This is a genomic window from Dietzia kunjamensis (assembly GCF_045689975.1).
Taxonomy (GTDB): domain Bacteria; phylum Actinomycetota; class Actinomycetes; order Mycobacteriales; family Mycobacteriaceae; genus Dietzia; species Dietzia kunjamensis.
The window spans coordinates 36,712-50,845 of sequence record NZ_CP143297.1 but is presented as its reverse complement, the minus strand read 5'-3'; the positions used below and the strand labels follow the sequence as shown (position 1 = coordinate 50,845).

Genomic DNA, 14,134 nt, shown 5'->3' with positions numbered 1-14,134 from the left:
CGCGGCGTGCGCGGGTAGCGTCTCGGCCATGAGCCCCCACCCCGACCCCCGTGAGGCCTCCGCCCGCCAGAGTCCTGCCGGCCTCCGCCTCGAGGCGCGGCGAGTGATCTCGGCCCCGGCGGACCGCGTGTTCGCCGTGCTGTGCGATCCCGACGGCCACGTGGCGATCGACTCCTCGGGGATGCTCCAGGCGGCCGAAGGATCGGTGGTCACCGCCGAGGGCGACCGGTTCGTCGTCCACATGGACCGCGAGTCCCTCGGCGACTACGACATGGGCGAGTACGACGTCACGGTGATCATCACCCGGTTCGAGCCGGACGCCGAGATCGCCTGGACCATCGACGGAGCCATCACGCCCCCGATCGGCCACACCTACGGCTACCGCCTCATCCCGCTGGGCAATGGCGATAACGGCGATGGCGACGACACCGAGGGGGCGCGTACCGAGGTCGTCAGCTACTACGACTGGTCCGACGCGCACCCGAAGTGGCGCGACTCGGGAGTACTGCCGGTGCTGGACGCATCGGCGCTCAAGGCGACGCTCGGAATCCTCGACCGGGCGGTCAGGAGGGGATATGTCCGCGGCTGATCCGAACGCCCACCGGCCGGACGTGTGGTTCTCCCGCGACGGCATGGAGCTGCGCGCGGTGGACTCCGGGCCCGCCGACGGCGAGGCGATCGTCCTGCTCCACGGGTTCCCGCAGCGCACCTCCAGCTGGGACCTCGTGTCTCCGCTCTTGCACGCGGCCGGGTACCGGACCCTCGCGCTGGACCAGCGCGGGTACTGCGAGTCCGCCCGCCCCCGTGGTCGGCGCGCGTACCGACTGTCGGAACTGGTGGGGGACGTCCTCGCGCTGCTCGACGCCGCCGGGCTGCCCGACGCCCACGTGGTGGGTCACGACTGGGGCGCCGCCGTCGCGTGGGATGTCGCCGGGGCGCACCCCGACCGCTTCCGCAGTCTCACCGCCGTGTCGGTCCCCCACCCCGCCGCCTTCCTCAAGGCCATGGTCGCCTCCGACCAGCTGCTGCGATCCTGGTACATCGGGCTCTTCCAGCTGCCGTTCCTGCCGGAGCGACTGCTCACCTCGGCCGGCCCGCGGCCCGAGAAGGCCCTGGCCGGGATGGGTATGACGCCCGAGATGATCGAGCGCTACCGGCGTGAGATGGTCGCCGCCGGCGCGATCCCCGGGGGACTCGGCTGGTACCGGGCCCTGCCCTTCGGCTCACCGTCCCGCTCGACCGCGGCGGTCCGTGTGCCCACCACCTTCGTGTGGAGTGACCGCGACCCGGCCCTGGGCCGCGGGGGCGCCGAGCGGACCCGCCACCACGTGGACGCCGACTACCGGTTCGTCGAGATGAGCGGGGTCAGTCACTGGATCCCCGACGAGCGGCCGGCAGAGCTGGCCGATGCAATCGTGGCCCGCGCCCGGTCGACCGCGGACGGCTCGGGTCCCGGGGCCTGAACTCCACCGCACCGGGTGCGCGCGGCCCGGTGCGGTGTCACGCTGGGCCGATGTTCTTCATCTTCGGTTTCAAGAACTCGTCCCGGAACCTCGGGCTGGCCCGGGCCACGTGCCCGAACTGCGGCAACGTCGCCGCACAGCGGGTCGACCGTCGGAAGCGAGCGTTCTCCCTGTTCTTCATCCCCATCATCCCGCTGGGGTCGTCGTACACGGCCACGTGCACGGCGTGCGGCATCACCACCAAGATCGACCGGTCGCGGGTCGACGGGATCCTGTCCGGCGCGTACTGATCCGGCCGCTCAGCTCTCCCGCGCCGGCACCGCTGGGGCCGTGGCCTTGCCCTCCCACGGTGGCGGGATCGTGGCGGCGACCGCCGCGGCAAGGAGGGTCGCGCCGCAGCCGAACATCAGACCGACCCGGAATCCGGTCTCGGTGGGGACGAACAGCCCCTCGAAGTCCATGGACATCTGGGTGAGCAGCACGCCCAGCACCGCGGCAGAGGTCGTGGTGCCGATGGAGCGCATGAGCGTGTTGACGCTGTTGGCCGAGCCCATCTCGGAGGTGGGGACCGAGGCCATGATCAGCGCGGGCATCGCACCGTAGGCCAGCCCCACACCGCCGCTCACCACGATGCCGACGGTCATCACACCCCAGGTCGATCCCATGAGGAACAACCCGGACGCATAGCCGACCGCGACCACCAGCGCTCCCAGGATGAGCGTGGTCTTGGGGCCGCGGGTGCCGATGAGTCTCCCGCTGAGTGGGGAGACCGCCATCATCGCCAGCCCGCCGGGCGCGCTCCACAACCCCATGGCCACCATCGACTGGCCCAACCCGTGTCCGGTCTCGACCGGGAGCTGGAGAATCTGGGGCATGATCAGCAGCTGCGCATAGAGGCCCATGCCGATGGTCACCGAGGCGATGTTGGTCATCAGGACGGGGCGACGGGCGGCAACCCGCAGGTCCACGATGGGTGACGGATGCCGAAGTACCCACAGCGCCCATCCCGGCAGTGACACCGCGGTGAGCGCCAGCAAGCCGAGGGTCAACGGGGAGCTCCAGCCCCAGTCGGCGCCCTTGGACACCGCGAGCAGCAACGAGATGAGGGCGATCGCGAGCCCCACTGCGCCGATGACGTCGAGCGTGCCGTCCGGTTTGGCGGCCGGCAGCGTCCGGAGACGCACCATCATCATCACGATGATCGCCACTCCCAGGGCCCCGGACCCCCAGAACATCCACTGCCACGAACCGTATTGCGCCAGGGCAGCCGCCGCCGGGAGCCCGAGCGCCCCTCCCACTCCGAGCGAGGAGCTCATCAGACTGATCGCCGGTGCGAGTCGACGCGCCGGGAGGATCTCGCGCATCGTGGCGATGCCGATGGGGATCACACCGATTCCCACGCCCTGCAGGGCGCGCCCGATGAGCATCGGCCACAGCGAGGTGGCCAGTGCGCACAGCACCGAGCCGACGACCATGACCGCCGTGCAACCGATGAGCACGTACTTCTTCGGATAGAGGTCTCCCAGTCGTCCCATGAGCGGACCGGCCACCGCTCCGGCGAGCAGCGTGATGGTGACGACCCAGGAGGCGTTGACCGCGGAGGTGTTGAGAATCGCCGGCAGCATGCCCAGCAGCGGGATGACCAGCGTCTGGCTGAGGGACATGACGATGCCGCCGAAGGCGAGGACCGCGATGAGGCCGTTCTCGTCCGACCGGACGGTGTCGGCGTCCCCACCGCGCCTTCGTGCCATCATCCCGTGTCCTTCCGACCGAGGCTCACGTCCGGAGCCTCTCGTCGGACATTACAGACAGGTGTCGAACGGGTTCTCGTTCCGGTCACGACCACGGCGTTCGACATGACGGTCCGTGACGGCGGAATCCTCGCTCACTATTGTCTGCCGGCGTCCGCGGTGCGACGATGAGCGGGTGGACACCACCGGCTCGACCCGGCGGATCACCCGCCGGCCCACCGTCGCCGTGGGGGCGTTCCTCGCCGCCACGGCCGTCGCACTGACCGCCGCCGTCACGGCCCCGGCCACCGCGAACGCCCAGGACTCCTCCGAGGCCATCCCGCTCCTGTTCCCCGCTCCTGACCGCGTGATCGCCGTGGGCGGCTCACCCTCCGGGTTGTGCGCAGGCGCGATCTCCACCACGCTCGACGGCGACGGGTACCCGGACACGGCATCCGTCTCCTGGGCCTTCGCCGTCGTCGGGGTGGGCCCGTGCAACCTCACGGCCACCCTCTCGTGGCGCAACCTCGACACCGGCGCCACCGGGGAGAAGGTCGCACAGGTCCCGTTCCCGCGGATCTCGACGGGCATCCCCGATCCGATCTCCCACCCCTACGAAGCGCAGATCTCCACCGGCCCAGGGCGGGTCGAATACCGACTCACCACCACCGGCGGGGCCGTCGCCGGGCCGATCGTCGTGGAGACGGTCGCCTACGACGGCTGACGGCGGCCCGGGCGGACATAGGCGGCACGGCCGCGGCCGAGACGGGACGCAGGCAAGACCGCGTCAGGATCCTGCCCCTCGGGGCCCGCTGACTTACGCGCCCGCTATGGTCCGATCCCGCTGCATACCCGGGGCAAGAACGTGCAAACCGGCAGCGTAAGCCGGTGAGGCCGGCGAGGCACGGCGTCAGCCGAGCAGCCCCGCGGCCGCGATCCGCCAGTCCTCCACCGGCGGCGTCAGCACGTTCTCGCCGAGCACCTGCACCAGCACGGTCGAGGCCCCGGCGTCCAGGTGCTCCTGCACACGCGCCCGCGTCGCCTCGACCCCGCGCGTGACCATCGCGTGCTTGAGCCGGTCGCTGCCCCCGCGCACGTAGTCCGACTCGTCGAACCCCTGCCGGGTCCACGAGTTCCGGTAGTTGGGCAGGCCTGTATAGACATTGAGGTGATCGTGGGCCCGCGACCGCCACACCTCGTCGTCGTCGTCGACCCCCTCGGCCACCACCGCGGCGTGCTCCACGACCAGGGCCGGCCCGTCGTCGGCGGTCCCGCCGAGGATCTCGCGCGCCCGGGCGGTGTGCTCGGGCAACGTCAGGTACGGGTGGGCGCCGGCGGTGCGGTCGCGCGAGAGCTCGAGCATCTTGGGGCCGAGCGCGGCGAGCACGACCGGCGGCATCGTGTCCTCGCCCGCCGCCATGGCTTGAGTCCGGTCGAGCGCGTCGAGGTACTCGCGCATCGCCGACAGCGGCCGGCCGTAGTGGTGGCCGCGGTGGCGCTCGACCAGCGGCGCGTGCGAGACGCCGAGACCCAGGACGAACCGGCCCGGGTGCATGGCCTCGATCGTCCGGGCGGCCGCCCCCGCCGCCGAGGCGTCGCGGCCGTAGATGTTGGCGATGCCGGTGCCGATCGCCATCCGGCGCGTGGCGCCCAGGTACAACTGCGCGGCGGTGAACGCCTCGCGACCCACGGCCTCGCCGAACCACAGCGAGCCCCATCCCTGGTCGTCGAGCTCACCGAGGACGTCGGGAATCGCCGCCGGCGTCAGTCCCTCCAGCGAGCCGGTCCACAGGCCGATCCGGCCGAGCTGCTCGCGACCTGCGGGGTGGTGGCGGACTCGGGGGGATGCACTGTCCTGGAGGGCACTCATGTCCCCGAGTGTGCCCGACCCCGTCGTCGCCGGGCCGGCCATTCGCCGCAAACGGCCGCGCCCACCGCTCTGTCCGCGACACACTGAGCTGACACATGTTGCAGTGACGCGCGGCACACCCCTGGGCACCGAGGAGACGAGACGCCGATGTACGAGTGGTCCGAGACCGACCTGATGATCCGCGACGCCGTGCGCAGCTTCATCGCCAAGGAGATCCGCCCCCAGCTCGACGCCCTGGAGAGCGGTGAGATCCCGCCGTACCCGATCATCCGGAAGCTGTTCGCCGAGTTCGGCATCGATGCCATGGCCCGCGACGGGGTCGAGAAGATGCTGGCCAGGGAGCGGGCGCGCGAGACCGTCGGCGCGGCCGCCGGGAGCGGGGCCGCGGGCGGCGGGGCTGCGGGGTCTGGAACCGCGGGCGGCGGGGCTGCATCCGGTGACGCGCCGCGCGGCGACGGTGGGAGGGGGGACGACGACTCCGGCGGCGCCCTCGAGAACCGGGACTCCATGATGGCCGTGGTCACCAGTGAACTGGCCGGCGCGTGCATGGGGCTGGTCTCCGCGCTCGGCGTGAGCCTCGGGCTGGGCGCGACCACGATCATGTCCCGCGGGACGCTGGCGCAGAAGGAACGCTGGCTGCCGGGGATCGTGACCATGGAGAAGGTCGCGTCGTGGGCCATCACCGAGCCGGACTCCGGTTCCGACGCCTTCGGCGGCATGCGGACCTACGTGCGACGCGACGGCGAGGACTACATCCTCAACGGCCAGAAGACCTTCATCACCAACGGGCCGTACGCGGACGTGATGATCGTCTACGCCAAGCTCGACGAGGGGTCGGGTGGAGCCGGCGGCACCGGACCCGCCACGGACGCCGACAAGCGCGACCGCAAGGTCTTGACGTTCGTGCTGGACAAGGGCATGGAGGGCCTCACGCAGGGTGCTCCGTTCAAGAAGATGGGCCTGCACAGTTCCCCGACCGGGGAGCTGTTCTTCGACAACGTCCGCCTCGGCGGGGACCGGCTGCTCGGCGAGTCCGAGTCCGGTCGCGGGGGCGACGGCCGCGAGTCGGCGCGGTCGAGCTTCACCGCCGAGCGGATCGGGGTGGCCACCATGGCGCTGGGCATCATCGAAGAGTGCCACCGGCTGTGCGTCGATTACTCCCGCGAGCGCACCCTGTGGGGCCAGGAGATCGGGCGCTTCCAGCTGATCCAGCTCAAGCTGGCGAAGATGGAGGTGGCGCGGATGAATGTCCGCAACATGGTCTTCAACTCCATCGAGCGCGCGCGTGCCGGCAAGCCGCTCTCGCTCGCGGAGGCGTCGGCGATGAAGCTGTACTCCTCGGAGGCGGCTACCGAGGTGGCGATGGAGGCCGTGCAGTTGTTCGGCGGCAACGGATATATGGCCGAGTACCGGGTCGAGCAGCTCGCCCGCGACGCCAAGTCGCTCATGATCTACGCGGGCAGCAACGAGATCCAGGTGACCCACATCGCGAAGGGACTCCTCGCGCGCTGAGGCTCCGATCCGTCCGATCGGTTGCCTCCCGCGCCCGCTCTCGTACCGTCAGTACATGGCCACCGAGATGTTGCAGACGTACATGCAGGACCACCACGCCGGTGCCGCCGCCGGGATCGACCTGTTCCGCCGCGTGGCCGAGGACCACGACGACCCGGAGACCAGGAAGGTCGTCTCCCGCATCGGCGACGAGACCGTGGACGACCTCAGGAGCCTCGAGGAGCTCATGACGCTGGCGGGGACGTCACCCTCGATGCTCAAGGACCTGCCCGCCAAGGCCGCCGAGAAGTTCGGCCAGCTCAAGCCCAACCGCCGCGCCGCCGAACGTTCCCCGCTGAGCGATCTGGTCGAGCTCGAGGCGCTGACGCTCGCGGTGACGGGCAAGACGCTCGGCTTCAAGGCGTTGCTCGACATCGACGACCCCAGGCTTCCCCGGCCCACGCTGGAGAAGCTGGTGGAGCGTGCGGAGCAGCACGGACGCGAACTGGAGAAGCTCCGTCTGCGGTGCACGGACGCGCTGAAGAAGAAGTAACCGGGCGGGGCGGCCCGGGTTGCCGTGCCGCCGGTTCTATCCGACTCCGCTGCAGGCCCCGGCGTTGGTCGTCCCCGACCTCGGTCAGACGTTCCGAATCGCGATTGACCGGGTGTTGAGATAGCACTCGATGGCCTCGGGACCGGCCTCGGAGCCGTAACCCGAGTCCTTCACCAGGCCGCCCGCCGCCCGCCATCCGGAAGACAGACGACAGACGACAGACGACCACATTCGCTACTCCCCCTCGGGATCCGCTACTCCAATCGGAATAGCGGATCCGTAGGGCGGGTAGCGGATGTGGTCGAACGGTCGAACGGTCGAACGGGCGGGTCGGCGCGTCAGGCCCTGGCGCCCTGCTGATCCTTGACCGCGGCCAGGATGTCGTCGACGCGGTCCTTGGCGTCGCCGAACAGCATCTGGGTGTTGTCGCGGAAGAACAGCGGGTTCTGGACGCCGGCGTAACCGGCGGCCATCGACCGCTTGAACACGATGACGTTCTCGGCCTCCCAGACGTGGAGCACGGGCATACCCGCGATCGGGCTACCCGGGTCCTCGGCGGCATCCGGGTTCACGGTGTCGTTGGCACCGATGACCAGCACCACGTCGGTGTCCGCGAAGTCGTCGTTGATCTCGTCGAGCTCGAGCACGATGTCGTAGGGCACCTTGGCCTCGGCCAACAGGACGTTCATGTGGCCGGGCAGGCGACCGGCGACCGGGTGGACGGCGAAGCGCACGTCGACGCCACGCTCACGCAGGGTGCGGGTGAGGTCGGCGACCGGGTACTGCGCCTGCGCCACGGCCATGCCGTAACCGGGGGCGATGATCACCCTCGAGGCGTCCGCCAGCATCTCGGCCGCACCGGCGACATCGATCTCGGTGTGCTCGCCGTGGTCCTTGCCCTCGCCCGATGAGGCCTCGATACCGAAGCCGCCCATGATGACGGAGAAGAACGAGCGGTTCATCGCCTTGCACATGATGTAGGACAGGTACGCGCCCGAGGAGCCGACCAGCGCGCCGGTCACGATGAGCAGATCGTTGCCCAACAGGAAGCCGGTGGCCGCGGCGGCCCAGCCGGAGTACGAGTTGAGCATCGACACCACGACCGGCATGTCGCCGCCACCGATGCTGGCGACCAGGTGCCAGCCCAGGGCCAGCGCCAGGGCGGTGACCACGATGAGCATCCACAGCGCGGGGGAGATGACGAACCACACGGTCAGCGCGACGAACGCCACGAGGATGCCGAGGTTGATGAGGTTCTTGCCCGGCAGCACCAGCGGTGCGGACTTCATCTTCCCCGACAGCTTGAGGTAGGCGACGATCGAACCGGTGAAGGTGACGGCGCCGATGAACACGCCGATGAACACCTCGGCGTGGTGGATGCCGAGCAGCGAACCGGTGAGCTCACCGTGCAGCTCGGGCTCGAGGTAGCCGTTCCACCCGACCAGCACGGCGGCCAGGCCGACGAACGAGTGCAGCAGGGCGATGAGTTCGGGCATCTCGGTCATCTGCACGCTACGCGCGCGCATCAGGCCGATGACGGCGCCGATGGCGACGGCCACGACCATCAACACGATGCCGATGGTGGCGGGCTGGTGGTCGATGACCAGCGCGACGGTGGCGACCAGGGCCAGCGCCATGCCGGCGATGCCGAAGGTCAGGCCCCGGCGGGCGGTCTCGTGCTTGGACAGCCCGGCGAGCGACAGGATGAACAGCAGTGCGGCGACCAGGTAGGCCGCATTGGCGGCGGTCTCAACAGACATCTGCTCAGGCTCCCTTCGAGAACATGCCGAGCATGCGACGCGTCACGGCGAAACCGCCGAAGACGTTGATGGACGCGACGAGGATCGCGATGGCGGCGAGCGCCAGGCCGAGGGTGTTGTCGATCCCGACCTGCAGCAACGCACCCACGACGATCACTCCGGAGATCGCGTTGGTCACGGACATCAACGGGGTGTGCAGCGCGTGGTGCACGTTGCCGATGACGTAGTAGCCGATCACGATCGCCAGCACGAACACCGTGATGTGGCGCGGGATGTCGCCCGGCGCGACCGCGGTGAGCAGCAGCAGCAACGCCATGCCGGCGGCGATCAGGCCGAGCTTCGCGCCGGCCGACATCTTCTTCTTCTCAGGCTTGGGCTCGACCGGTTCGAGGGCAGCGGCCGCCGCGGGGGCGGCACTGACCTGCACCGGCGGGGGCGGCCACATGATCTCGCCGCCCCGTGTCACCGTCACGCCGCGCTGGACCACGTCGTCCATGTCCAGCGCCCACGCGCCGTCCTTGCCCGGCGTGACCAGCTTGGTCAGGTTGACCAGGTTGGTGCCGTACAGCTGCGAAGCCTGCGCAGGCAGCCGCCCGGCCAGGTCGGTGTAACCGATGATCGTCACACCACCCTCGGTGACGACGACCTCGTCGGCCACACTGCCCTCGACGTTGCCGCCCTGCGCGGCCGCCATGTCGACGATGACCGAGCCGCGCTTCATCGTCGCGATGTCGGCGGCCGTGATCAGGCGCGGTGCCTGCCGACCCGGGATCAGCGCGGTGGTGATGATGATGTCCACGTCGGCTGCCTGCTCCGAGTAGAGGTTCGCCGCGGCCCGGTCGTAGGCCTCACTGGTGGCCTTGGCATACCCGTCGGTGGAGACGACCTTCTCCTCCTCGGGCACCTCGACCGGCAGGTACTCGCCACCGATGGATTTGACCTGGTCGGCCACCTCGGGGCGCGGATCGGTCGCGCGGACGATGGCGCCCAGGCTCGAGGCTGCCCCGATCGCGGCGAGACCCGCCACGCCGGCACCCGCGACGAGCACCTTGGCCGGCGGGACCTTGCCCGCTGCGGTGACCTGGCCGGTGAAGAACCGTCCGAAGTGGTGCGCCGCCTCGATCACGGCGCGGTAGCCGGCGATGTTGGCCATCGACGACAGCACGTCCATCGACTGCGCCCGCGAGATACGCGGGACCGCATCCATCGCCAGCGCGGTCACGCCGCGCTCGGCGAGCAGACCGAGGAGATGTTCGTTCTGCGCCGGCGCCAACAGCCCCACCAGCGTCGCGCCCGACCGGACCCGCGCCACCTCGGCCTCGGTGGGCACGGCGACCTTCATCACCACGTCCGCCGACCACGCGGCGTCACCATCGGCCAGCTCGGCACCGGCCTCCGCATAGGCGGCATCCGCGAACTCCGCGCGCGTACCGGCGTCGTGCTCCACCACGACCCGGTAGCCCAGGCCGATCAGCTTCGCCACCGTCTCGGGCGTCGCCGCCACGCGGTTCTCCGCCGGGTTGGACTCGGCGACCACACCGATCACCGACGGCGCGACACCGGCATCCCGGACATCGGAGTCCGGCTTCATATCAGGGATCTCTTCAAGGCTCGAAGCCATAGGGCATCCTTATACTGCGTTGTGAGCGAGCCGACGCGTGTGCGCCGGCTCTGACGTCTCGAGTTTTGGCGTGTTCTACGTATTCTCCACAGGCCCGGCACGTGTGTGCCCGGGGTGCGCTCCAGTCACCGATCCGAGATCAGAGCTCACGAAGCGGCTCGGGGTGGGATGGTTACCCCTGCTTCGTCCACCGTTACGGCGTCGTCCTCCGGCGCGGGCAGGGTGGCGCCACGTCCACCGGAAGAACTTCCGGCAGAGCCTACGGGACACTGTGGACCGCGAACGAGCCGGTGGGATCGTTTTCGGGGACCTTGTGACGTAAGCCATACGCCTTGGTGCTTAGCGGCGTGAAATAAGAAGCACCCCGGATCGTCAGTGACGATCCGGGGTGCTCCCGATGTGTGGGCGAAGGGGGACTTGAACCCCCACGTCCCGAAGGACACTGGCACCTGAAGCCAGCGCGTCTGCCATTCCGCCACTCGCCCGAGTAACGCCCGAATACGTTAACACGCGGCGTTCCTACCGCACTAATCGGCTGGTGAGGGCTCCTCTGCGGCTGGAAGCGTGCTTCCCACCGCCACCGCCTCTATGATCGACCGGATGCCGCCGCGGGCGGCGCGAGGACAGCCGGCCCGGCCAGATGGCCGGGCCCACCACGAGGAAGGAGGCGAGGCGTGGGGATCGTCGGGAAGTTCGAGCGCACCCTGCAGGGCGCGGTCGGCGACGCGTTCGCCCGCCTCTTCGGCGGGAGAGTCGTGGCGGCCGAGGTGGAGTCACAGCTCCGCAAGCAGGCGGAGGCCTCCCTCAAGGTGGTCGACGGGCACCTGTTGGTGTCCAACAGCTACACCATCACCCTGGCCCGGTCGGACTACGCCTCTTTCACCGAGGACGAGGCCCTGGCCGTCAAGACCTTCTCCCGCCACCTGTCGGACCACATCTCCGAGCAGGGCTGGGAGACGTACGGCCCGGTCACCGTGACCTTCGTGGAGCGCGACGACCTCCACACCGGACAGATGCGTATCGACGGGGTCGTGGACCCCGACGCCGTCCCGTTCCACATCTCGGCCGCCGCACCGGCGCCGGCGCCGGATCATCCGGCGCCGTCGTCGCCGGGTGGCGACCGACGGGGCGTGGACGAGCCGAGTGCGAGCAAGGAGAACAGCGACATGCAGGCACCCGCTTCCAACTACCCGGTCTCGACCGGCCCCGGAGCCCGGAGCGCGGGCTGGGGTGGCCCGTCGGACGCCCCGACCCAGATCACCCAGGGCCGGGCCTCGCTGACGGTCACGCTGCACCTCGAGGACGGCTCGGGGCGCACGTTCCGGCTCCAGCGGGGCTCCAACCTGCTGGGACGCGGGCAGGACGCAGCGTTCCGCCTGCCCGACACCGGGGTGTCACGCCAGCACGCGGACATCCACTTCGATGGTCGGGAAGCGGTTCTCACCGACCTCGGCTCGACCAACGGCACCACGGTGAACGACGGGCCGATCCAGGACTGGCAACTCGCCGACGGCGACGTCATCAGGGTCGGACACTCGGAGATCACCGTCCGGTTCGACTAGCCTCGACACGGATGACCCCCGGAACCACCGGGGGCGGCCACACGTTGTCCGAGGTGAATCGGCGGGCGAGGGGAGGACGGCACCAGTGCAGGGACTCGTTCTGCAGCTCTCGCGCGGCCTGTTGTTGGCGCTGTTGTGGCTGTTCATCTACCTCACCCTGCGGGCGCTGAAGACCGACGTCTTCGGCAACGTGGGGATGAGGTCGTCCGGCCGCGGCGAGCGCCGGGGCGGCGTGTTCGGCCGCGGCTCCCGGGCGATCCGGCATCTTGTGGTCACCCAGGGCGCCCTCGCAGGTACCCGGATCACCCTGTCCGAGCAGCCGGTCCTGGTGGGCCGGGCCGACTCGTGCACCCTGGTGATCGACGACGACTACGCGTCCAACCAGCACGCGCGGCTGTCCCCGCACGGCCCCGACTGGTTCCTTGAGGACCTCGGCTCGACCAACGGCACCTATCTGGACAGATCGCGGGTGACGACCCCGGTCAAGGTGGACGCCGGCACGCCGATCCGGATCGGCAAGACCGTGATCGAGCTGCGCACGTGACCCCGGGGCTCGTCTACACCGCGCGCTCGCACCTGGGCATGGTGCGGGAGAACAACGAGGACTCGGCCTACGCCGGCCCCCGCCTGTTGGCCCTCGCCGACGGCATGGGCGGGCACGCCGCGGGTGAGATCGCCAGCCAGTTCGTCGTGGCGGCGCTGGCCAGGCTCGACGAGGACGAACCGGGGCAGGATCTCACCGGGGCCCTGACCCGCGCACTGACGGTCGGCAACGAGGCGATCGCCTCCCACGTCGAGGCGCACCCGGAGACCGACGGCATGGGGTGCACGGCCACCGCGCTGCTGTTCGACGGCCGCCGCATGGGCCTGCTCCACGTGGGTGACTCCCGGGCCTATCTGCTGCGCGACGGGACGCTGACCCAGATCACCAAGGACGACACGTTCGTCCAGTCCCTCGTCGACCGCGGGGAGCTCTCCGCCGACGAGGCCCACACCCATCCGCGGCGCTCGCTCATCCTCAAGGCGCTGACCGGGGAGCCGGTGGAGCCGACCGCCGTCATCCGCGAGGCGCGGGTCGGCGACCGCTACCTGCTCTGCTCCGACGGCCTGTCCGACCCGGTGAGCACCGAGACGATCGCCGAGACGCTGGCCACCGGCACCGTCGAGGAGGCCGCGGACCGGCTGGTCCAGCTGGCGTTGCGCTCGGGCGGGCCGGACAACATCACGGTCGTCCTGGCCGACGTCCTGGACTCCCCGCGCGACGCGCCGGTCATCCCCGTGGTGGTGGGCGCGGCGTCGGGCGACGAGCCGGGCCAGATCGACCCCGCCGCCGACCCCTACTCCGACACCGCGGCCGGTAAGGCCGCCGCGTTCTCACGCGCCCAGGTCGCCTCACGCGGGGGAGCCGCCGGAACGTCCGGTGCCGCCGGGGAGTCGGGTGCCGGGCGTGGGAACGGATACGACGACGACGACGAGGTCGACGCCGCCCCACCGCGCGGCAGCAGATGGCGTTTCGCCCTGAGCGTCGTCGGGGTGCTCGTACTGCTGGCCGGGATCGTGGGCGTGTCCGCGCTGCTCGTCCGCAGCAACTACTTCGTCACCGAGTCGGACAGCCAGGTCGTCGTGAAGAGGGGCATCTCCGGGGAGGTCTTCGGCATCTCGTTGGCCTCGGTCATCCAGGTGGGATGCCTGACCCGCGAGGGCGACCTGACGATGCACTCCCCCGATGCCATCCCCGCCGGATGCGACGTGTTCACCCTGGGGGACCTCCGCGAACCCGCCCGGGAGACCGTTCGCGCCGGACTGCCGTCGGGGAGCCTCGCCGAGGCGGGCGCCCAGGTCTCCCGGCTCACGGAGGACAACCTCCTGCCGCCGTGCGACCCCCGTGAGCAGCAGGAGCGCCCGCGCGAGCAGACCTCGTCGTCGTCCTCTCCCACCGAGTCGCCCTCTCCCACGGGTTCCCCCGCACCCACCGGGTCGCCGTCGCCCGGCGAGCCCGCCCCCACGGACGAACCGGCGACTCCCCCCTCCCCCACGACCCCCGCACCTGTGCCCGGGGAGACCTGCCGGGCGGTGAGCTGACC

The 14,134-nt window shown here is 70.3% G+C and carries 13 protein-coding genes and 1 tRNA gene; 9 read left to right on the top strand and 5 right to left on the bottom strand.

Annotation, left to right across the window (positions count from 1 at the left end; all coding sequences use genetic code 11):
- The first annotated feature begins 28 nt into the window (after positions 1-28).
- The 3 genes from VZF99_RS00235 to VZF99_RS00225 are packed head-to-tail and all read left to right on the top strand — an operon-like array spanning position 29 to position 1,753.
- Positions 29-589: a polyketide cyclase gene (locus tag VZF99_RS00235; RefSeq protein ID WP_185951967.1), complete on the top strand. Its 561-nt coding sequence runs from the start codon at positions 29-31 to the stop codon at positions 587-589.
- Entirely contained in the window at positions 576-1,463 is an 888-nt protein-coding gene (locus VZF99_RS00230) for an alpha/beta fold hydrolase (protein WP_185951966.1), read from the top strand. Before VZF99_RS00235 ends, VZF99_RS00230 begins: the two co-directional genes overlap by 14 nt.
- Before the next feature lie 50 nt (positions 1,464-1,513).
- Positions 1,514-1,753, top strand: a complete 240-nt coding sequence (locus tag VZF99_RS00225; protein ID WP_067715487.1) for a zinc-ribbon domain-containing protein — start codon at positions 1,514-1,516, stop codon at positions 1,751-1,753.
- Between the two features lie 9 nt (positions 1,754-1,762).
- Here VZF99_RS00225 and VZF99_RS00220 read toward each other — a convergent pair whose 3' ends face one another.
- Entirely contained in the window at positions 1,763-3,217 is a 1,455-nt protein-coding gene (locus VZF99_RS00220) for an MFS transporter (RefSeq protein WP_407335391.1), read from the bottom strand.
- 172 nt (positions 3,218-3,389) lie between these two features.
- Between VZF99_RS00220 and VZF99_RS00215 the strand changes: the two genes are divergently transcribed.
- Positions 3,390-3,917 (top strand): hypothetical protein, encoded by a 528-nt coding sequence (locus VZF99_RS00215; RefSeq protein ID WP_407335390.1) that lies wholly within the window; start codon positions 3,390-3,392, stop codon positions 3,915-3,917.
- A gap of 186 nt (positions 3,918-4,103) precedes the next feature.
- Here VZF99_RS00215 and VZF99_RS00210 read toward each other — a convergent pair whose 3' ends face one another.
- Positions 4,104-5,063, bottom strand: a complete 960-nt coding sequence (locus VZF99_RS00210; RefSeq protein WP_407335389.1) for a TIGR03620 family F420-dependent LLM class oxidoreductase — start codon at positions 5,061-5,063, stop codon at positions 4,104-4,106.
- Between the two features lie 147 nt (positions 5,064-5,210).
- On the opposite strand from VZF99_RS00210, the gene VZF99_RS00205 reads away from it, so the two are divergent.
- Together VZF99_RS00205 and VZF99_RS00200 are read left to right on the top strand one after the other, a co-directional pair.
- Positions 5,211-6,575 carry an acyl-CoA dehydrogenase family protein gene (locus VZF99_RS00205; protein WP_407335388.1) on the top strand — a complete coding sequence of 455 codons (1,365 nt, stop codon included), beginning with the start codon at positions 5,211-5,213 and terminating at the stop codon, positions 6,573-6,575.
- Between the two features lie 55 nt (positions 6,576-6,630).
- The gene (locus VZF99_RS00200; protein WP_407335387.1) at positions 6,631-7,107 is read left to right on the top strand and encodes a hypothetical protein; all 477 of its coding nucleotides are present in this window, start codon (positions 6,631-6,633) and stop codon (positions 7,105-7,107) included.
- A 338-nt stretch (positions 7,108-7,445) separates the two neighbouring features.
- Here VZF99_RS00200 and pntB read toward each other — a convergent pair whose 3' ends face one another.
- The 3 genes from pntB to VZF99_RS00185 form a co-directional block, all read right to left on the bottom strand.
- On the bottom strand, positions 7,446-8,867 hold the full coding sequence (gene pntB / locus VZF99_RS00195) for a Re/Si-specific NAD(P)(+) transhydrogenase subunit beta (RefSeq protein WP_067716483.1): 1,422 nt from the start codon (positions 8,865-8,867) through the stop codon (positions 7,446-7,448).
- Between the two features lie 4 nt (positions 8,868-8,871).
- Positions 8,872-10,458 (bottom strand): Re/Si-specific NAD(P)(+) transhydrogenase subunit alpha, encoded by a 1,587-nt coding sequence (locus VZF99_RS00190; RefSeq protein ID WP_407336152.1) that lies wholly within the window; start codon positions 10,456-10,458, stop codon positions 8,872-8,874.
- Positions 10,459-10,890: 432 nt separating this feature from the next.
- A tRNA-Leu gene (locus VZF99_RS00185) sits at positions 10,891-10,973 on the bottom strand.
- A gap of 189 nt (positions 10,974-11,162) precedes the next feature.
- Between VZF99_RS00185 and VZF99_RS00180 the strand changes: the two genes are divergently transcribed.
- From VZF99_RS00180 to VZF99_RS00170, 3 genes are all read left to right on the top strand, one after another.
- Positions 11,163-12,050, top strand: a complete 888-nt coding sequence (locus VZF99_RS00180) for a DUF3662 and FHA domain-containing protein (RefSeq protein ID WP_407335386.1) — start codon at positions 11,163-11,165, stop codon at positions 12,048-12,050.
- Positions 12,051-12,135: 85 nt separating this feature from the next.
- Positions 12,136-12,594 (top strand): FHA domain-containing protein, encoded by a 459-nt coding sequence (locus VZF99_RS00175; RefSeq protein WP_067716492.1) that lies wholly within the window; start codon positions 12,136-12,138, stop codon positions 12,592-12,594.
- On the top strand, positions 12,591-14,132 hold the full coding sequence (locus VZF99_RS00170) for a PP2C family protein-serine/threonine phosphatase (RefSeq protein WP_407335385.1): 1,542 nt from the start codon (positions 12,591-12,593) through the stop codon (positions 14,130-14,132). Before VZF99_RS00175 ends, VZF99_RS00170 begins: the two co-directional genes overlap by 4 nt.
- Positions 14,133-14,134 lie beyond the last annotated feature (2 nt).